10 protein-coding genes and 4 pseudogenes are annotated in these 20,187 nt (G+C 54.5%); 11 read left to right on the top strand and 3 right to left on the bottom strand.

The window, feature by feature from the left end; genetic code table 11:
• Positions 1–17 precede the first annotated feature (17 nt).
• Positions 18–6,464, top strand: a pseudogene (locus tag AABB92_RS23435) (hemagglutinin repeat-containing protein); the annotation flags it as partial.
• Positions 6,464–7,003 carry a hypothetical protein gene (locus AABB92_RS07125; RefSeq protein WP_031377823.1) on the top strand — a complete coding sequence of 180 codons (540 nt, stop codon included), beginning with the start codon at positions 6,464–6,466 and terminating at the stop codon, positions 7,001–7,003. The pseudogene AABB92_RS23435 and the gene AABB92_RS07125, both read left to right, overlap by 1 nt.
• A gap of 216 nt (positions 7,004–7,219) precedes the next feature.
• On the opposite strand, the gene AABB92_RS23430 is transcribed toward AABB92_RS07125, so the two are convergent.
• Entirely contained in the window at positions 7,220–7,330 is a 111-nt protein-coding gene (locus AABB92_RS23430) for a SymE family type I addiction module toxin (protein WP_082097598.1), read from the bottom strand.
• Between the two features lie 71 nt (positions 7,331–7,401).
• On the opposite strand from AABB92_RS23430, the gene AABB92_RS07115 reads away from it, so the two are divergent.
• Positions 7,402–7,707, top strand: coding sequence for a hypothetical protein (locus AABB92_RS07115; RefSeq protein ID WP_031377822.1), 306 nt, complete (start codon positions 7,402–7,404; stop codon positions 7,705–7,707).
• A 43-nt stretch (positions 7,708–7,750) separates the two neighbouring features.
• Here the strand turns inward: AABB92_RS07115 and AABB92_RS07110 are convergent.
• A pseudogene (locus tag AABB92_RS07110) lies at positions 7,751–8,012 on the bottom strand (transposase); the annotation flags it as partial.
• Here AABB92_RS07110 and AABB92_RS07105 point away from each other — a divergent pair.
• The 8 genes and pseudogenes from AABB92_RS07105 to AABB92_RS07080 form a co-directional block, all read left to right on the top strand.
• Positions 8,005–10,743, top strand: a pseudogene (locus tag AABB92_RS07105) (hemagglutinin repeat-containing protein); the annotation flags it as partial. The pseudogenes AABB92_RS07110 and AABB92_RS07105 sit on opposite strands and share 8 nt — an antisense overlap.
• 9 nt (positions 10,744–10,752) lie before the next feature.
• The gene (locus tag AABB92_RS23425) at positions 10,753–11,496 is read left to right on the top strand and encodes an HNH/endonuclease VII fold putative polymorphic toxin (protein ID WP_425343576.1); all 744 of its coding nucleotides are present in this window, start codon (positions 10,753–10,755) and stop codon (positions 11,494–11,496) included.
• Positions 11,486–12,106 (top strand): hypothetical protein, encoded by a 621-nt coding sequence (locus AABB92_RS07100; protein WP_031377911.1) that lies wholly within the window; start codon positions 11,486–11,488, stop codon positions 12,104–12,106. The genes AABB92_RS23425 and AABB92_RS07100 overlap by 11 nt, the downstream gene beginning before the upstream one ends.
• 113 nt (positions 12,107–12,219) lie before the next feature.
• Positions 12,220–12,999, top strand: a pseudogene (locus tag AABB92_RS07095) (hemagglutinin repeat-containing protein); the annotation flags it as partial.
• Between the two features lie 590 nt (positions 13,000–13,589).
• Complete coding sequence (locus AABB92_RS07090; protein ID WP_031374469.1) at positions 13,590–14,153, top strand: Ail/Lom family outer membrane beta-barrel protein; 564 nt, start codon at positions 13,590–13,592, stop codon at positions 14,151–14,153.
• A 298-nt stretch (positions 14,154–14,451) separates the two neighbouring features.
• A complete protein-coding gene (locus AABB92_RS23420; RefSeq protein WP_425343570.1) occupies positions 14,452–14,862 on the top strand; it encodes a DUF2569 family protein in 411 nt (136 codons plus the stop codon).
• Positions 14,863–14,979: 117 nt separating this feature from the next.
• Entirely contained in the window at positions 14,980–15,519 is a 540-nt protein-coding gene (locus AABB92_RS07085; protein ID WP_031374470.1) for a hypothetical protein, read from the top strand.
• 402 nt (positions 15,520–15,921) lie between these two features.
• Positions 15,922–16,464, top strand: coding sequence for a glycine zipper 2TM domain-containing protein (locus AABB92_RS07080; protein WP_031374471.1), 543 nt, complete (start codon positions 15,922–15,924; stop codon positions 16,462–16,464).
• A 127-nt stretch (positions 16,465–16,591) separates the two neighbouring features.
• Here the strand turns inward: AABB92_RS07080 and mfd are convergent, their stop codons facing one another.
• Positions 16,592–20,035 (bottom strand): transcription-repair coupling factor, encoded by a 3,444-nt coding sequence (gene mfd, locus AABB92_RS07075; RefSeq protein ID WP_046288387.1) that lies wholly within the window; start codon positions 20,033–20,035, stop codon positions 16,592–16,594.
• Between the last annotated feature and the right edge of the window lie 152 nt (positions 20,036–20,187).

Below are 20,187 nucleotides of genomic sequence, written 5' to 3'. Positions count from 1 at the left end.
ACTCAACCCAGGGGCAGGCGCTCGCCATCAACAATCAGCAGGGTACGCTGATTGCTGATAAAGAGGCACAGATCAACGCAGCTTCCCTGAGTGGCGACGGACAGGTTTTGTCGCAGGGGAATCTTGGCATCACGCTGGCAGGTGATTTTCATAATCTCTCAGAGGTCAAAGCCAACGGCACGCTGCGCCTGACGGCGGGCGGAAACGTGACCAACGATGGCACCCTCGCTGCTCAGCAGGCGCTATTCCTTACCGCGCAAAATATCAGTAATCAGGCGAATGGCGAGATCAGCGGCGGGCAGACTGAAATTACGGCAGCTGACACCCTGAACAATCGCGGTCTGATTGACGGCGGACTGACACACCTGGTAGCGGGCGTCCTGAATAACAGCGGCACCGGCCGTATTTATGGCGATCACATTGCCATTGCAGCCACGCTGCTCAACAACCTCAGCGAAGCGGGCAAATCAGCGGTGATTGCGGCGCGGCAGCGACTGGATATTGCGGCTGGCACGCTGAACAACCGTGACCACGCGCTGATCTACAGTGATGGCGATCTGCATATAGGCGGCCAGCTGGACGCGAACAATCAGGCCACCGGACAGGGGCAGCAGCTCAACAATGACGGGGCAACAATTGAGGCCGGGCAGGATGCCACGATCAGCATGGCGGAAATCAACAATACCAACCGTCATCTGGCCACGCAGGTCGTTACGACCGAAGATAGCCAGCATCATGAAGCGGTACTTAAAGGCCACACCGATCGTTTTGACTGGGCCGACGTGGATACCAGCAAAAAAAACAAATATGGCGTGCACACGGCAAAAATGCCGGACGGCACCAGCGGCAGCGAGTTTTATGAATATGACTACCGGCGGATAGTGAAGGAAACCCAGATCAAAGAGAGCGATCCGGGCAAAATTCTGTCGGGCGGTAACATGACCTTTAGCGCCGGCCGTCTTAACAATCACGACAGCCAGATTGTCGCGGGTGCTATGCTGGGCGGTCAGATAGGCGAGCTGAATAATCAGGCGACAAAAGGAACGCGCGTTACCACGGACGACGGGAAATCGGTTCGCTGGTACGCGAAGAAGAAGAAAAAGAAACTGGGTGGAACCAAAACGTCGCAGGGCAAAGACAAGAAAACGTATCGCCCTGCGCCCGTGACGGAAACCATCGATTTACAGACGCTGAGCTGGCAGGCGAATGCTGCGCCGCAGGGTAATGGCTATCAGACCGGCAACCGCCAGCTGCAGGGCGTCACCGCGCAGGCTGACCGCATCGGCACACCAGCCGTCCAGCAGACGGTTGCGGCGGTTGCGCTGAGTGCCACGGATAGCGGCAGTGCGTTACTGCCAGCCGGATTACGCTATGACAGTGCGCTGACGCTGGATAAGCTCGGCAGCCTTAAAGACCGGCCGCTGCTGTTACCGGCCGGGCAGCAGTTCTCGCTGACGCTGCCAGCAACGGTCGTCGACGGACAGACGATTACGCCGGTGATCCGCGCCGTCTCACCTGATATCCGGCTGCCGGATAACAGCCTGTACCAGCTGCAACCTGGCAGTGACAGCCATTACCTGGTCGAGACCGATCCGCGCTTTGTGAATCAGAAGCAGTGGCTCAGCAGCGACTATATGCAGAACGCTCTGACCACCGACAGCAGCCGGATCCTGAAGCGGCTGGGCGATGGTTATTACGAGCAGCGACTGGTGCGCGATCAGATTATCCAGCTGACCGGCAACCGCTATATCAGCGGGTATGGCAGTGATGAAGATCAGTATCGCGGACTGATGAATAATGGGGTAGTCTTCGGCAAAGCCTACGACCTGGAACTCGGTGTGGCGCTGACCCCGGCGCAGATGGCGCTGCTCACCAGCGATATCGTCTGGCTGGTGAATCAGACCGTGACGCTGCCGGATGGCACACAGCAGACCGTGCTGGTACCGCAGGTTTACGCGAAGGTGAAGCAGGGTGACTTAACCGGCGACGGCGCGTTGATCGGGGGCGGTAGCGTGGCGCTGAATGCCCGCAACGACATCACTAATAGCGGGGCCATTAAGGGCCGCGACGTGACGCAGCTGACGGCGCAGTCGCTGACCAACAGCGGCTACATCAGCGGCAACACGGTCAGTCTCACCGCCCGTCAGGATATCACTAACCTGGGCGGCGTCATCAGCGGTGATAAGCAGGTATCGCTGCTGGCCGGTCGGGATATTATCAGCCAGTCAACGCTGCGCGGCGACGGCACCGGCCGCTGGATAGATCGTCCGGCCGGTATCTACGTGCAGGGCACCGACGGTGCGCTGACGCTGAGCGCGCTGAACAACATCACCCTGGCCGCTAGCGATATCGGCAACGCCGGAGAGAAGAGCACCACGAAGATTCAGGCGGGCAATGACCTGACGCTCGGCACACTCAGCACGCAGCACACTGAAAATGACAGCTGGAACAGCAGCAACTACCGTCGCCTGTCACAGCAGAGCGATGCCGGGACGCGCATCACCGCCGGCGGCGCGCTGCAGCTGAGTGCCGGACAGGATATCCGCGCTACGGCAGCGGACGTGACGGCGGGCGGGGCACTGACCGCCAGTGCCGGACGCGACATCGTGCTCAGCGCGGGCAACAGCCGTACCGATCTCACCGAACACAGCAGGCAGTCCAGCAAAGGGCTGCTGTCGGGCAGCAGTCTGGAAACCCACGACGAACTGCACAGCAGCGAGGCGCTCAGTACCACGCTGAGCGGCGACAGCGTCCGGCTTCAGGCGGGCCGCGACATTGCCGTGACCGGCAGCAACGTCGCCGGTACGCAGGATGTTGCCCTGACCGCGGGTAACGATCTTAATCTCAATAGCGCGACGACCAGCCAGAATGATATGAAGGGTAAACGTGAAACCCATTCAACCGGGCTGGATCGCACGACGCTGACCAGTGGCGGCGACTTAGCACTTCAGGCCGGACGCGATCTCAATAGCCTGGCGGCAGGCATCGCCGCAGACAAAGACGTGACCTTGCAGGCGGGGCGTGATGTCAATCTGCTGGCGGCTGAAACCGGTTCTGGTAATAGCTACAAATCCGGCAAGAAGGTTGAGATTAATGAGTCGGTACGCCAGCAGGGCACTGAAATTGCCAGCGGCGGGAGTACGACGGTTAAAGCGGGTCAGGATGTTAACAGTGAAGCGGCTCAGGTTACGGCCAGCGGTAATATCGCAGTGGGTGCCGGACGCGACATCAACCTGACCACCGCCACTGAAAGCGATTATGCCTACAAAGAAGAGACCAAAACCAAAAAAGGATTTTTGAGTAAAAAGACCACGCATACCATCAGCGAAGACAGTGACACCCGTGAAAATGGCACCTTACTGAGCGGCGATAATGTCACGCTTAATGCGGGCAACAATTTACTTGTCCAGGGTTCACAGGTCGTGGGCGATGGCACCGTAGCGCTCAGGGCCGGTAACAACGTGGATATCGTTGCTGCGACCAACACGGACTCAACCTGGCGTTTTTCGGAAACTAAGAAAAGCGGCCTGATGGGAACCGGTGGCATCGGCATCACGGTAGGCAGCAGTAAATCGGTCCATGACTTACGTGACAAGGGCACCACCCAGAGCCAGAGTGCCAGCACGGTGGGCAGTACGGGCGGTAATGTCAGCATTGTTGCGGGCGGACAGGCTCATGTCAGCGGCTCAGATCTGGTGGCGGGGCGCGATCTCGCCATTACCGGCGACAGCGTGATCATCGATCCGGGCCATGATAAGCGTACACATGATGAACTGTTTGAGCAGAAGAAGAGCGGGCTGACACTGGCGCTCTCCGGCGTCGTGGGTGATGCCATCAACAACGCCGTTGCGGCCGCACAGTCCTCGAAAAAAGAGAGTGATGGTCGCCTGGCAGCCCTGCAGGCAACCAAGGCTGTACTCTCTGGCGTACAGGCGGCCCAGGCCGGACAGCTGGCGGAAGTGAGTGCCGATCCCAGCAATGGAATAGGCGTCAGTCTTTCTCTGAATACGCAGAAATCTAAGTCACAGCAGCATCAGGGCACGGACAGCGTCTTGGGTTCTACGATTAATGCCGGCAATAATCTCGCCATTACTGCCACGGGGAAAAATAACAGTGCGCACAGTGGTGATATTCAGATTGCCGGAAGTCAGTTAAAAGCAGCGGGCGACAGCAGTCTGAATGCGGCTAATGATATTTTACTGACTGGCGCAGCGAATACCCAGGATAGCAGCGGTAAGAACAGCAGCAGCGGTGGCGGGGTGGGCATCAGTATTGGTGCCGGACAGGGCAGTGCAGGCATCAGTATCTTTGCCAGCATTAATGGCGCGAAGGGCAAAGAGAGCGGCAACGGCACGCGATGGACCGAGACCACACTGGACAGTGGCGGCAAACTCAGCCTTATCAGCGGGCGGGACACTACACTGGATGGCGCGCAGGTCAGCGCTGACCAGGTCATCGCAAATACAGGCCGCGATTTAACCCTGACCAGCCAGCAGGACAGCGATCGTTACGATTCAAAACAGACCAGCTACGGCGCGGGCGGCAGCTTTACCTTTGGTTCGATGACGGCTTCAGGTTATGCCAGCATCAATCAGGACAAAATGCACAGCAACTACGACAGTGTGCAGGAGCAAAGCGGTATCTATGCCGGTAAAGGCGGCTTCGATATCACCGTTGGCAATCACACGCAGCTTAACGGTGCAGTGATTGCCAGCCAGGGTGATGCCGCAGACAACCGTCTTGATACCGGCACGCTGGGCTTCAGCGACATCGGTAACTCTGCTGATTATAAAGTCAGTCACAGTGGCGGCAGCGTCGGGCTGTCCAATGGCGCTGGCATGGGTAAACAGATGCTTGCCAATGCAGCCTCCAACAGTGCCAGCACGCTGTTATCGGGTCTGAACAACAAGGGGCACGCTGAAGGCACGACCCAGGCCGCGGTGGCCAATGGCACTCTCATTGTCCGCGATCAGAACAGGCAGACCCAGGACGTATCGGCGCTCAGTCGTGACACCGAACATGCCAATGACAGCATCAGCGCGATCTTTGACAAAGAGAAAGAGCAGAAGCGGCTTCAGACGGCTCAGTTAGCCGGTGAAATCAGCGGTCAGATGACAAATATCGTCACGACCATGGGCGATATCAAAGGGCTTGAGAAGGCGCGGAGTGCGAAGAACGCCGAGACGCTGCCCGCCGGAGCAACGGAAAAACAGCGGAGAGAGTGGCTGGAGAAAATGCGTGATTCGCCAGAGTATCAGGCGGAGATGAAGCAGTGGGGCATCGGCAGCACGTCTCAGAAGGTCGCACAGACGGTCGGCAGCATCCTGACGGGGCTGGTGACCGGCAATGCAGGTCAGGCGGTCGCAGGCGGCCTTAATCCGTGGGCAGCTCAGCTGATTAAGAAGGAAACGACCGACGCTTCCGGCAACGTTGATGTGGCAACCAATGCCATGGCCCATGCCGTGTGGGGTGCAGTATCATCGCAGATGTCGGGCGGCAGTGCGGCAGCGGGCGCGGCAGGTGCCTTCAGCGGCGAACTGGCCACACGCTATATTGCAGAGAAGTACTGGGGCGCGGACACGCCGGAGAAGATAGCGGCGCTGGGGCAGGAAGACCGCGAGCAGCTGAGCCTGCTGGGAACACTGGCGGCAGGACTGGCGGGCGGCATGGCGGGCAACAGCAGTGCAGCGGCGACGAGCGGCGCGATTGCGGGCAAAAATGCAGTTAATAACAACCTGTTTGGCGGAACTGAAGACGGTCAGGAGAAGTTCGTGCGTGAGCAGGGCAAAGATATCCTGTCCTGTGCCGATGATCCGACGTCAGCCAGTTGTCAGCGTGGTCAGGCGATGAAGGATGCGTTGACGGTAGCACTTCCTGTGGGGCTTGGTGGCGGTGTATTGATTGCGGCTACTCCTGAAGTCGCTGCCTTGCTGAAAACAGGTGTTGAGTCCTGCGCTGGTGTGCTGGCGCTGTGTATTAACAATCTTGGTCTTCAGGCTTCAGAGATTATAGTACCAGGCGGCGTTGGTGCTGGCGGTGCTATTGGTGTAGGTAAGACTGCGGCAGAAGCGGTAGCTGCGAAAGCTGAAGCTGCAGCGCTTAGTGCAGCGAAGAATAGCCCGTTTCCAACGGGAACCGTTTTTGATTCCATTAAAGCAACTCAACCTGCGATACCTGGAACGTCCATTCCGAAATCCTTTGAATTAAATGTTAATGGGCAAACGGTATGGGTAAACCCAAATGCGACTAAACATATGGGGGAATATTTAACACGAAATGGATTATCTCATAGTACAACTGAAGGAAGTCAGGCTATGCTAAGCAGTCTTCACAGTGCGATTGGAGATGCATCTTCGCAGGGACTTAAATTTAACGAAAAAATGCAAATTGGACGTTGGGAGCTAATATTTAGTCAGCGCCCAACAGACCCTTATCCAGTATTAAAACATGCGTTGTATAAATAATGAGATTAACAATAGATGGTGTTATTAATGAGTTTGCAAGCGTAGCTGTCACTATAGACGGTTATGTTCCCGTTGATATAAATATTATTAATGATAAGCTACTACCTCCTTTGTATTGGCGGGTTGGCAATGGAAAAAAAAGCCTGCTTGAGCTAGCTGTGCTACCAGATAATGGATTTATATCATCTATTACATTGGTAATGATAGAGCCAGAATCAATCCATAAAGTTGACTCTCAATCAATATTTTTATCAGATAGTGAGCATGGCCTTCCAGTTGTTAATACAGCGATGTGGAAAAATAAAGAAAGTGATGATTTTAATCAGCGTTTCATTGATGATTTTAGTCTTGATATTCAAGTTGATGTATCTTCAGATTCAATGTTGGTGGTGATTGGTGAGAATAAAAAAGTTGCGGGTTGGATAAGGTGTAGTGATAATTTTTATCTGGGAGTGGATGATGAAAGGAATATGGTCAATTTGTTTTTGAACAAGTTAACTCACAAAGAGATAGAAAGATTTTTTGAAGCAGTGGTTTAGTTAAAAACCCCGGCTTTGAATTCGGCATTTTATTTCCAAATTAAAACCACGTCATATGGATGTGGTCATCAGTAATTTTTGGCTCTACCTTATTGTCTTTGGGTTGAAACTTACCGAACTGGTAAAAGCTTCTTTTTTGGGCTTTAAGTACATTTTTAAGGGTGCGGGCAAATTCGCCTTCTATGATGGCGGGGTTTCTCTTTACATATCAACAAGTTATGCTTGTTTCGCCAGCCGGATGATCAACTTTCCTGGCCCGGTAATCACCACGATTTTCTTCCCGATGATAAATCCCCACTGTTCCAGCCATCGTCCTTTGATGTTCAGTTGGGGTGGGTATGGATAAGCTAATTGTTATCGATAAATCCGGTAATGCGATTAGGATAAAGTGAGGGAATATGTCAATAAGTATAAGGTGTTACACTAAATTTTCAGTTTCTGAGCTACAACCTCACTTGGATCGCCTTTTATCAAGCAATCCAAAGGTATTCCCCCAACATTACATTTTGTATAAAGCAAAAAGATTGGGACCTTTTGATAAAGAGATATCTAATGAATTTGGTTTAGACCCTGAATCATTTTTTTACATTGATGTGAACAATAAAGCATTAGAAATATCGACTGATGAAATGGCCGATATGGTTAGAAATGAGCTTGGTAAGGAAAATGTCATTGTATTGTTAAATGGTGAAGATCTGATCTGAGCCTAAATAGCTGCGCATAATACCGCTACACCTTTGCCAGACCCTATTTTCCTCCGGGGAATGGGCTGACTGTTTCCATAAAGTTCCTTACCTTTTTCAGCAGTTGCCTCATTGAACGGCATTGATGGTTGCGGGTTATCGTGTCATGAAGTCCCTGCCATACCGCTCAACGTGATTCACCCACGGCGAGTAAACTGGCTGGTAAATAACCCTGAACTTTGGGTGCGCTTTCAGCCAGCGCTGTGTTTCATGGTTTTTGCCCGTCGATACGTGGCCTTAAGGTGTTTGAGCAGGCTAATGCTCAGCACGCAGCACACTGAAAATGACAGCTGGAACAGCAGCAACTACCGTCGCCTGTCACAGCAGAGCGATGCCGGGACGCGCATCACCGCCGGCGGCGCGCTGCAGCTGAGTGCCGGACAGGATATCCGCGCTACGGCAGCGGACGTGACGGCGGGCGGGGCACTGACCGCCAGTGCCGGACGCGACATCGTGCTCAGCGCGGGCAACAGCCGTACCGATCTCACCGAACACAGCAGGCAGTCCAGCAAAGGGCTGCTGTCGGGCAGCAGTCTGGAAACCCACGACGAACTGCACAGCAGCGAGGCGCTCAGTACCACGCTGAGCGGCGACAGCGTCCGGCTTCAGGCGGGCCGCGACATTGCCGTGACCGGCAGCAACGTCGCCGGTACGCAGGATGTTGCGCTGACCGCCGGCCGCGATCTCAGCATCGCGACCGCCACAGAAACGCGTGATGAAGTGCATCAGCGCGAGGAGAAAAAATCGGGCCTGATGGGCACCGGCGGCATCGGTTTCACCGTGGGTCAGGCGATGCAGAAGAGCAGCACCGATGCCAGCGGCTCACTCAGCCGCGGCAGCACGGTGGGCAGCAGCGACGGCAGCGTTACCCTCAGCGCCGGTAGCCAGCTTACCGTGCACGGCAGCGACGTAATCGCCGGTAAAGATCTCTCCCTGAGCGGCAGCGACGTGACCCTCAGTGCGGCCGAAAACAGCCACACCGCACTGACGAAAACCGAGCAGAAGCAGAGCGGGCTGACGCTGGCGCTGTCCGGCACGGTGGGCGCGGCGCTGAACACGGCAGTGCAGACCGCCCGTACCGCCGATGAGAGCGGCGATGACCGGCTGAAGGCGCTGCAGGGCACCAAAGCGGCGCTGACGGCGGCCCAGGCCGCGCAGGCGTATCAGATGGACGGTGCGCAGACCGGTGCGGCGAACGCCAGAAACACCGCCGCAGGCCTGAAGCCGGGCGACAAAGGTTATGAAGAAGGCTCCACCAACTCGGTCGGCATCAGTCTTTCTTACGGCAGCCAGTCGTCGAAAAGCGAGACCCGCACCGAAAGCCACGAGGCACAGGGCAGTACGCTGGGCGCGCGCGGTAACCTGGCCATCACCGCCACCGGCGCACAGCCGGGCAGCGCGGGCGACATCCTCGTGCAGGGCAGCCAGCTTCAGGCGGGCGGCGACCTCGGGCTGACGGCGAAAAACGACATCAGCCTGCTTTCAGCGCAGAACAGCGAGCGCACCGACAGCACTAACAGCAGTAAGGGTGGCAGCCTGGGTATCGGCCTGACCGCCGGGTCGGGCGGCTACGGCATCAGCGTTTCAGCCAGCGTCAACGCGGGCAAAGGGCGCGAGAACGGCAGCGGGCTGACCCATACCGAGACTACGCTCACGGCGGGCAACGGGCTGAGCCTGAACGCCGGGCGCGACACCACGCTGACCGGCGCACAGGTGCGCGGGGACAGCGTGAAGGTGGATACCGGCCGCAACCTGACGCTGACCTCAGAACAGGACAGCGACCGCTACGACAGCAGGCAGCAGAACGCCAGCGCGGGCGGCAGCTTCACCTTCGGCTCGATGACCGGCTCCGCAAGCGTCAACCTCAGCCAGGACAAGATGCACAGCAACTGGCAGAGCGTGGCCGGGCAGACCGGCATCTTTGCCGGGAAGGGCGGCTTTGACGTGACGGCGGGTGGGCACACCGAGCTGAACGGCGCGGTCATCAGTTCCACCGCCACCGCCGATAAGAACCGTCTCGACACCGGCACGCTGGGCTTCAGCAATATTGAGAACCACGCGGACTATAAAACCGAGCACCAGAGCGTGGGCATGAGCACCGGCGGCAGCATCGGCAGCCAGTTCGAAGGCAACATGGCGAACGGCCTGCTGGCGGGGCTGAACGGCAGCGGCAGCGCGTCGTCGGTGACAAAGGCGGCGGTGAGCGACGGCACCCTCATTATCCGGGATAAGGCGAAGCAGACGCAGGACGTGTCGGCGCTGAGCCGCGACGCGGCGGGTGCGAATCCGGGGCTGGATAAAATCTTCGATAAGGAGAAAGAGCAGCGGCGGATGGAGACGGCGCAGCTGCTGGCGGAAATCGGCAGCCAGGCGGGCGACATCGCGCGGACGCAGGGCGAGATTGCGGCGACCAGAGCGGCCACGGAGAAGATGAAGAACATCTCGCCGGACCAGAAGAAGGACGCTGAAGCGCAGTGGCGCAAAGCGAATCCGGGTCAGGAGCCGACCGCGGCCGACATCACCGGACAGGTCTATCAGACGCTGTACAACCGGGAGATGCTGGCCGGCGGAATGGGAACCGGCGGGCCGGTGCAGCAGGGCATCAGCGCGGCGACGGCGGCGATTCAGGGGCTGGCGGGGGGCGATTTGAAAGCCGCACTGGCTGGCGGTTCGGCCCCTTACCTTGCAGAACTGATTAAGCAGAAAGCGCCGGATGAGGCCAGTCGTATAATGGCACATGCTGCGGTAGCCGGAGTCATCGCTGCGGCACAGGGGAATTCAGCGGCAGCGGGCGCTGCAGGCGCGGCTACCACCGCCGCGATGGGTGAAGCCATCAAAAATGCACTTTATGGTGACGTTCCGGTAAGCCAGATGAGCGAACAGCAGAAGCAGACGCTGGTTGCACTGGGCACGGTTGCGGCGGGCCTTGCGGGCGGCATTGCCGGAGACAGTGCGGGAGGTGCGGTGGCGGGCGCGCAGGCGGGCCAGAATGAAATCAGCAATAACATGGTCGGTATGGGCATGTTGCAGCAGATGCTGGCGCACGAAACGCTGAACTCGGCGGCGATGGCTGAAGCAGGCAAAGGCGGAGCTAATGAGCAGGCGGCCCTGGCACTGACAAAAGCAGTTAAGGAAGGCCTTGATTCGACCTGCCGGGCAAATCCCAGCTGCGTGCTGATGGCAATCGTTTCGGCGCAGAGCCAGCAGCATACAAATGGGGCAGGCAGCAAAACGGAAACCGTGCCGGTTGATGATGACCTGACGGGTGGCAAGCTGGTCAATCCGGCGCAGGATGAGAATAAGGGAACTCCGCTGATCTCGCCGGATCGGTCTGGTGAGCAGGGATCCAGCAATACCGGAAATACGGATGGTATGCCGGATACGGGAGGCAATACCACGGTTACGCCGATTTCTGAACAGAATAAGGATGATCTGGCTTATCTGGCTGAAGGGGACAAGCCTGCAAATCTTTCTCCTGAAGGGGCTGGTCGCTCAGGTGCTTTTAATGAGGCGAAGAGACAGTCTGGTATACCAGTGAGTCAGAGCCCCAATAAGGTATCCCCTAATATAGACAAGCGTGGTAATCCTCAACCAGGTTATATATATGAATTTATAGTTCAAAAACCGGGAGGAGGTACGCAAAAAGTTTGTATAAGAGATGATGCTGGAGGCCATTTCTTTGGAGTCGATGATCCTCAAAATCGAGGCTCACATTTTAACGATCCTGCAGGTAACCACTATGACTACTGATGTTGTTATTAGATATGCTGAAGATATAAATGAAAAAAATGAGATTACAGATTTTAACTTATTTTCAATAAGCGGCAAGGGTATCTCTGCAGTGAGCTGGGAATTACCCAATGCGCCACTAAAAAAATTTGGTGAGGGTTTATTGAAAAAAATGGTAGAGAGTTATTCTGCAGGTGTTAGCGATGAAGATATATACACATTTGTCGTTTTATCAGCGGAGCAACCTGATAGCGCAATTGTTAACCACAGAAAAACCTGGGGTTTACTTAATGTTAGAGGTGTTAAAGTTAATGGGGTTGAGGAAAAAAAAGATGTGATAGTTAAGGGAAGTGAAGGGTTGATTCTTTCCGGCTTAGGTTCTGTTAAATCAAATAGCTTGGGAGTAATTGAAAGCTTAATTAATAGCGGCGAGAAGGTGTTTTTTTCAACCATCCAATCAACTAATGTAAATATGACTGCTTCCATACCGAGGCAGATAACAGAATGGATGAGTAATATCTGGATAAATAATGGTGTTGTTTTTTTTGCATTGGGGCGTTATGACGAACCTGATTGTGAAATTGTTGCTTTAGGCCAAAAAAGAAACCTGCAAAAACTTAAGTACACCTGACGTTAAGGCGGTGGACATCGCCAGGACACAGGGGCAGATTGCGGCGACGAAAACAGCCACTGATAAGCTGAAGATGATAACGCCAGAGCAGAAGAAGGATGCAGAGGTGTAGTGGCAGTACGCTGGGCGCGCGCGGTAACCTGGCCATCACCGCCACCGGCGCACAGCCGGGCAGCGCGGGCGACATCCTCGTGCAGGGCAGCCAGCTTCAGGCGGGCGGCGACCTCGGGCTGACGGCGAAAAACGACATCAGCCTGCTTTCAGCGCAGAACAGCGAGCGCACCGACAGCACTAACAGCAGTAAGGGTGGCAGCCTGGGTATCGGCCTGACCGCCGGGTCGGGCGGCTACGGCATCAGCGTTTCAGCCAGCGTCAACGCGGGCAAAGGGCGCGAGAACGGCAGCGGGCTGACCCATACCGAGACTACGCTCACGGCGGGCAACGGGCTGAGCCTGAACGCCGGGCGCGACACCACGCTGACCGGCGCACAGGTGCGCGGGGACAGCGTGAAGGTGGATACCGGCCGCAACCTGACGCTGACCTCAGAACAGGACAGCGACCGCTACGACAGCAGGCAGCAGAACGCCAGCGCGGGCGGCAGCTTCACCTTCGGCTCGATGACCGGCTCCGCGAGCGTCAACCTCAGCCAGGACAAGATGCACAGCAACTGGCAGAGCGTGGCCGGGCAGACCGGCATCTTTGCCGGGAAGGGCGGCTTTGACGTGACGGCGGGTGAGCACACCCAGCTGAACGGCGCGGTCATCAGTTCCACCGCCACCGCCGATAAGAACCGTCTCGACACCGGCACGCTGGGCTTCAGCAACATAGAGAACCACGCGGACTATAAAACCGAGCACCAGAGCGTGGGCACCAGCGGCAGTATTGGCAGTCAGCTTGAAAGTACCGCTTTTAGGGAAAATACAGGTGTTATCTTTCCGAATACCTTCATTTATTCAGAGGGGTTTAAATAGAACCGTAACTCAGTGTCTTAATGGATTGGGAACATTTCAGGCAAGTTAATAATCTGCGTTAATGGGTTGTATAAGGAAGAATGACTCTCAGGATGCATATGTAGTAATGGTTTGCAGGGATTTTTGCTTTCTTATGGCAATCCGGTCTTGATACCACTAATTATTTTTGGTCTAATAATGCCATTAAGAATGGATTGACAACTAACCGCGAGGATTAATCCTGTAGTTAAATTCTTTACATAACCTAAATTAAATGGCCGAAGTGCCATTTAATAAGGCTGGACTTTAATTTTCACATTGACTCAGGTCGGTCTTTTTTAAAAATCCGGGTATGAATAGATGCTTTCCGACCGATCTGACCATCAGGCGCGGAGCGCTACATGAAATTCCTGTCCGATACAGACGGATAGATAAAAACTCTATTCTGTCCGTCGGGTATTGGTGATTCAGGGAACGAAGCCCTGCGTTAAGCGCAGGGAAATAATGTTAAATTATGAAAAGGAATTAATTACATGACCTCTAAAATGACAATGCTGGCATTACTGTGTGGCGGTCTGCTCGTGGGCAGCAATGCGCTGGCTGATAATCACACCGTCTCGGTTGGATATGCACAAAGCAAAGTTGAAGACATTAAAAACATCCGTGGCGTCAACGTTCAGTATCGCTATGAATGGGATTCTCCTCTCAGTGTGATTGGCTCATTCAGCTACATGAAAGGTGACGAAAGTTTTTCTGAGCGTGAAGATTTTTATGGCGATGTTAGCGGATATGATGGAAAAACCAAAGTAAAATATTACTCACTGATGGCAGGTCCGGCATATCGTATCAATGACTACATCAGCTTCTATGGATTAATTGGTGTTGCCCATACCAAAGTGGATGAGAACGTGAATTATCTCGGAGTCTATTCCGAAGAATATAGCGAAAATAAAACCTCTTTTGCCTATGGCGCTGGTGTTGTCGTGAATCCTATCAGCAACCTCTCTGTGAGTGTTGGCTATGAAGGTACTCGCGTAAAATATAACGAAGATGTTGCCATCAATGGTTTTAACATCGGCATCGGATACCGTTTCTGATTCAACGCTAAAAACCGCAACCCTGGCCATCTGGTCAGGGTTGTTTTTTTGCACTCTGGAAAGGACCGTGTTTTATAAAGGTCGAATCAGGCAGTTCTTCGATACATTTAAAATAGTATCTAATCCTGTCTGACCAGAGACGTCGACCTTCTGAATTAACCGGTTTGAGTTTTGTTAAAACAAAGGAAAACAATGACACCTTCAGGGGGATAAGAATGTTATGCATTAAATGTCAGGAAGCGGAAGGGAATAAAGAATCAGGCTTTTGTGATAATTGTGAAAAAAAGAAGAGGGCAGGATTAATGGTTTATTATATCTGCCAGCTTTAGGCTTGATGACTGGTTTTTTTTCGATGCTGTATAATGATTTTTGTATTGTTTCGTTGATTGCCAACACTTATCAGAAACAAGGTGTGGTTAATAGTTTTAGTCTTTTACTATTAGCGCTGTCCATTATTAATGCCCCCGTAACAGTGCTGGCTTGCTGGTTCTTCCTTAGGAAGAAAGTAAAAACCAGATACGTGATGATAACGTACTATTTTTACGGCCTTATCTTTGCGAGTTTTTGCACGCTTTATCCTGCTTTGGTTTTTCACGTAAACCTTACTCAGCCTGATATCAATATGCTGGCTCGCGCCTTAATCAGTTGTCTGATATGGGTACCGTATTTTATTTTTTCCAGCAGGATTAATAAAGTCTTTGTGCATTAATACGGTCAATGTTCTTTGTCAAAAAATAAACGATGTGTAACGCAACACACGCCTCGTTATAGTATCAATAAAATAACCAATTCCAGTCTGTGTCAGTTAAATTAAGGATAATAAAGAATGGCTGCAAAAATCTTCATCACCGGATTGATAGCACTATTATTGAGCGGTTGCACGGCAGGTTTCAGACCTTCACTGGATGATTATAAAGGGCAGGATGCGGCCCGAATCCGGGTGGGTTCAGAGGGCAATACGGCACTTCAGTTCTATGAAAAACAGAGTTCAGGTTGCTATAAAAAAATGCTGGAACGCCGTATTACTTCTGGTTTTGCCGTTCTGGGCATCCCCGTTACAGGTAATAAACGGGTAGGTATGCCAGCGTCGTCTGAAAACAAGGGTGCTTTCATCAATGAATTTACCCTGAAGCCAGAACAAATGATTCGTGTCATTCACTACTGGACAGAGGCTGGATACTATCAGAACACTCAAAAATCGGCCACTGTTGAATTTATTCCTCAGGCTAACCATGACTACGATATTGTAGTCAGAGGATCCGAATATTCAGGTGATAGCGTTTCCATCAAAGACCTTACCCCAAATGGCACCATTGTGGGCTGGGGCGAGGTAAAGGTATGCCCATCCGAGAGCATTTTTGATTAATTTCCTTTTTCTTCATTCCTGAAGCCTGAGTGCTTCAGGAATGAATGTTCCGATACGGTACATAAAGACGATACTTTTGGGTGACGATGAAAAGACCGTTGCCATAACGGGCATTCAGCCTCTACATAAGGCATATAAAATTATATGCCTTTGATTTAATTGGTTTAATTTTCTTAGCGAAAAAGCATCATTAATAACGCTCCCCACCTCAGAACTCTCCTAAAAACTGGTCCTGTTGCGTAAGTGACCGTTTTCCTCCATTTATCTGATGTTGCAATTTCGGTCCATCTGTAAAACTTCATCCCAACAAACACGGCGAGTCGCGCACGCCGATCTGCCTCAGTTGAAGAGGATGCTTCAGCGGCAGGAATGCGCGGTAACACTTTTCAGGAGGAACTTCCTGTGAATAAATCAATGTTAGCGGGTATCGGTATTGGTGTGGCAGCTGCGTTAGGTGTTGCCGCCGTGGCAGGCATGAATGTGTTTGATCGCGGTCCACAATACGCTCAGGTGCTGGCTGCAACGCCGATTAAAGAGAGCATCAAACAGCCACGTCAGGAATGTCGTAATGTGACACTGACGCACCGTCGTGCGGTCCAGGATGAAAACCGTATTGCTGGCTCAGTATTAGGCGCAGTGGCGGGTGGAGTGTTAGGTCACCAGTTTGGTGGCGGTCGCGGTAAAGACGTGGCGACCGTGGCGGGCGTAGTAGCAGGCGGTTATGCCGGTAATCAGGTCCAGGCAGGCATGCAAAACCGTGATACCTACACCACGACTGAACAGCGCTGCAAAACGGTCTATGACAAACAAGAGAAAATGCTGGGATATGACGTGACCTATAAAATAGGCGACCAGCAGGGCAAAATCCGCATGGAAAGTGACCCTGGCACACGTATTCCACTGGATCGCAATGGTCAGCTGATTCTTAACAGCGACCAGGCGTAATTGGGCAAAGTCTTTTGCCGCGTTAGCGGCCACACAGCACCGACGTAAGAAAAAGGCGCATCTCAGGATGCGCCTTTTTGTTGTTGCGTTCCGCTTCGTCTTCAACTGATGGCGGCAGGTAAGGGGATTACGCGCGGTTTTCCGCCAGCTGGGAGACGAATCCCTGTACCCACTCCATGCGGATTTTTCTTTCCGACAGTTCACGGTTAAAGCGCAGACGCGTCGGACCTTCCAGCTTCCACTGCTTAGGATCTTTCTGCAGCAGACCGATTAACCAGGCTGGATCAACGCTGTTGTTGGGGGCAAAGTCGAAATAGCCGCCTTTGTCGCTGGCTTCAATCTTCCGGACACCCACGGCGCGGGCTTTAAGCCGCAAAATTGCCACGTCCAGCAGGTTACGCGCCGGATCGGGCAACAGGCCAAAGCGGTCGATCATCTCTACCTTCAGCTCCTGCAACTCTTCCTCGCTTTCTGCGCTGGCGATGCGTTTATACAGTGACAGACGGGTACTGACATCCGGAATAAACTCTTCCGGCAACAGAGCTGGCATCCGCAGCTCCACTTCGGTCTGGTTGCTGGTGAGATCTTCCAGCGACGGCTCACGACCCTCTTTCAGCGCATCCACCGCATTTTCCAGCAGCTCCATATAGAGCGAGAAGCCAAGCGTCTCCATCTGGCCGCTCTGTTCTTCACCCAACAGTTCACCGGCACCGCGGATCTCCAGATCGTGGGTAGCCAGGGCAAAACCGGCGCCCAGATCTTCCAGCGAGGCGATCGCTTCGAGGCGCTTTTGCGCATCGGCGGTCATCGCTTTAGGATGCGGGGTCAGCAGCCAGGCGTAAGCCTGATGATGCGAGCGGCCGACGCGGCCACGCAACTGATGCAGCTGCGCCAGACCAAAGTGGTCCGCACGTTCAATAATGATGGTGTTCGCGGTCGGAATATCGATACCGGTTTCAATGATGGTGGTACAGACCAGCACGTTAAACCGCTGATGATGGAAATCGTTCATCACCCGCTCCAGGTCGCGTTCACGCATCTGTCCATGGCCGATGGCGACGCGCGCCTCCGGCACCAGGTCGGTTAAACGCTGAGCCGCTTTCTCGATATTCTCCACGTCGTTGTAGAGGTAGTAGACCTGACCACCGCGTAAAATCTCACGCAGAATCGCTTCCCGGATCACCAGATCGTCAAATTCACGCACAAAGGTTTTTACCGCCAGGCGACGAGCAGGCGGGGTGGCAATGATCGACAGATCGCGCATGCCGCTCATCGCCATATTCAGGGTGCGCGGAATCGGCGTAGCGGTCAGGGTGAGGATATCCACATCGGCCCGCATCGCTTTAATCCGCTCTTTGTGACGCACGCCGAAGCGGTGCTCCTCATCGACGATCAGCAGGCCGAGATCGCGCCATTTGAGATCGCTCATCAGCAGCTTGTGGGTGCCGATCAGGATATCGATCTTGCCCTCGCTGGCCTGCTCCAGCACCTGCGCCTGCTCTTTTGCCGTGCGGAAACGTGACAGCATTTCAATCCGCACCGGCCAGTTAGCGAAGCGATCGCGGAAATTATCGTAATGCTGCTGCGCCAGCAGGGTGGTCGGCACCAGCACCGCCACCTGCTTGTTGTTTTCCACCGCCAGAAACGCGGCGCGCATGGCCACTTCGGTTTTACCAAAGCCCACGTCACCGCACACCAGACGATCCATCGCCAGCGGTTCACACATATCACTGAGCACCGCATTGATCGCCTGCGCCTGATCGGGCGTGGTCTCAAACGGGAAGCTTTCGCAGAACAACTGATACTGCTCACGGTTGTGCTTAAAGGCGAAGCCGGTTTTAGCGGCTCGCTGGGCGTAGATATCCAGCAGTTCTGCCGCCACGTCACGAACTTTTTCGGCCGCTTTCTGCCGGGCGCGTGACCAGGCATCGCTGCCAAGCTTGTGCAGCGGAGCATTATCGTCGGCACCGCCGGCGTAACGGCTGATCAGGTGCAGCGAGGAGACCGGCACATACAGTTTGGCGTCGTTAGCGTAGGAGAGCATCAGGTATTCAGCCTGGATGCCGCCTGCTTCCAGCGTGGTCAGGCCAATATAGCGACCCACACCGTGCTCAAGATGCACCACCGGCTGGCCAGGATGCAGCTCGGCCAGGTTACGAATCAGAATATCCGGGTTGATGGTGCGGCGGGTATCCTGGCGGCGACGACTGACGCGTTCGCCCAGCAGATCGCTCTCACAAATCAACGCCCGGTTACCCTGGGTATCGATAAAACCGCGCTCGCTGGCGCCGATCATCAGGCTGAAACGTTCTTCGCCGGTCTGATCGAAGCGTTTTACCGGTTGAGGACGAAGTTTAATCCGTGCCAGCAGCTCCTGCAGGCTTTCGCGGCGACCTTCACTTTCGACCGAGAAGACCACCGCACCGCTGAAGGTTTCGATGAACTGACGCAGATGATCCAGCGGCGCTTTAGCCTGCGCCTGCACCGTCAGGTCGGGCAGCGGCTGATAACCCAGATTGGTGTTGGCGGCTTTAGCGGGCAACTGCTCATTGGTCATCTGGATTCGCGGCCAGCTTTTCAGCTCACCCATTAACGCATCAGGGCGTAACCACAGGTTGGTGGGTTCCAGCAGCGGACGCATCGGATCAACCCGACGGTTCTCATAGCGAGCTTCAGCGTCCTGCCAGAAGCGGGTCGCGCTGCCTTCCAGATCGCCACAGTTAACAATCAGTGTATTGTCAGGCAGATAGCTGAACAGGCTGGGTAACGGCTGCTCAAAAAACAGCGGCTGCCAGTATTCGATACCGGCGGGCAGGGTGCCTTTGCTGACCTGCTGATAGACATGCTCCGACTCGCGGCGCACATCAAAAATTTCGCGCCAGCGGCTGCGGAACAGTTCAATTGCCGCTTTGTCGCTGGGGAACTCATGCGCGGGCAGCAGGTTGATTTCCGCGACCGCTTCCAGCGTACGCTGGCTGTCGACATCGAACAGGCGCAGGCTGTCGATCTCGTCATCAAAAAAGTCGATGCGATAGGGCTGGTCGCTGCCCATCGGGAACAGGTCGAGCAGCGCGCCGCGCGTGGCGTATTCACCGTGCTCCATCACCTGATCGACATGGCGGTAACCCGCCTGCTCCAGCTGATCGCGCAGGCGATCGCGCGACAGTTTCTGTCCCTGCTTCATCACCAGCGCATGGCCGTGCAGGAAGCTGTGCGGGCAGACGCGCTGCATCAGGGTATTGACCGGCATAATCAGCATGCCGCGCTGCATCACCGGCAGCTGATAAAGCGTCGACAGACGGGCAGAGATAATATCCTGATGCGGTGAAAAGCTGTCGTAGGGCAGCGTCTCCCAGTCGGCGAGATGCGCCACCGGCAGATCGGTAAACTGGCGGATTTCGTCCAGCAGACGCAGGGCGGTTTGGGTATCGGGCGTAATCATTAACACCGGACCGGCATGTCGCTCGGTAATGCTGGCACACTCCACCGCGTGCGCAGCGCCAATGAGCTGGCCGAGCTGACGGTGATCGCCGGATTTAACGGGCAGGGTATAGCGAGTCTGTTCGGACATGGGATCTCGGGGTTGCTCCATTTTTACCATGACGTAATCATTCCATATTACGTCATGGCGATCACCTCTGCGGCACAATTTTCCTGCTGCCCGACGGTCAGCGGTAATGGTCTGCAGAGAAGAGGGAACGGGAAAACCCCCGTCGCGCGCTG

Source organism: Pantoea brenneri, assembly GCF_038594305.1.
Taxonomy (GTDB): domain Bacteria; phylum Pseudomonadota; class Gammaproteobacteria; order Enterobacterales; family Enterobacteriaceae; genus Pantoea; species Pantoea brenneri.
The sequence above is the reverse complement of the archived record's forward strand: the minus strand, read 5'-3'. Positions and strand labels throughout refer to the sequence as shown.

Bases quoted from the DNA above. Each gene is read 5' to 3' on its own strand.
- AABB92_RS07125 (WP_031377823.1), top strand. From the start codon at position 6,464: ATGAGATTAACAATAGATGGTGTTATTAATGAGTTTGCAAGCGTAGCT.
- AABB92_RS07115 (WP_031377822.1), top strand. From the start codon at position 7,402: ATGTCAATAAGTATAAGGTGTTACACTAAATTTTCAGTTTCTGAGCTA.
- AABB92_RS23425 (WP_425343576.1), top strand. From the start codon at position 10,753: ATGGTCGGTATGGGCATGTTGCAGCAGATGCTGGCGCACGAAACGCTG.
- AABB92_RS07100 (WP_031377911.1), top strand. From the start codon at position 11,486: ATGACTACTGATGTTGTTATTAGATATGCTGAAGATATAAATGAAAAA.
- AABB92_RS07090 (WP_031374469.1), top strand. From the start codon at position 13,590: ATGACCTCTAAAATGACAATGCTGGCATTACTGTGTGGCGGTCTGCTC.
- AABB92_RS07085 (WP_031374470.1), top strand. From the start codon at position 14,980: ATGGCTGCAAAAATCTTCATCACCGGATTGATAGCACTATTATTGAGC.
- mfd (WP_046288387.1), bottom strand. From the start codon at position 20,035: ATGTCCGAACAGACTCGCTATACCCTGCCCGTTAAATCCGGCGATCAC.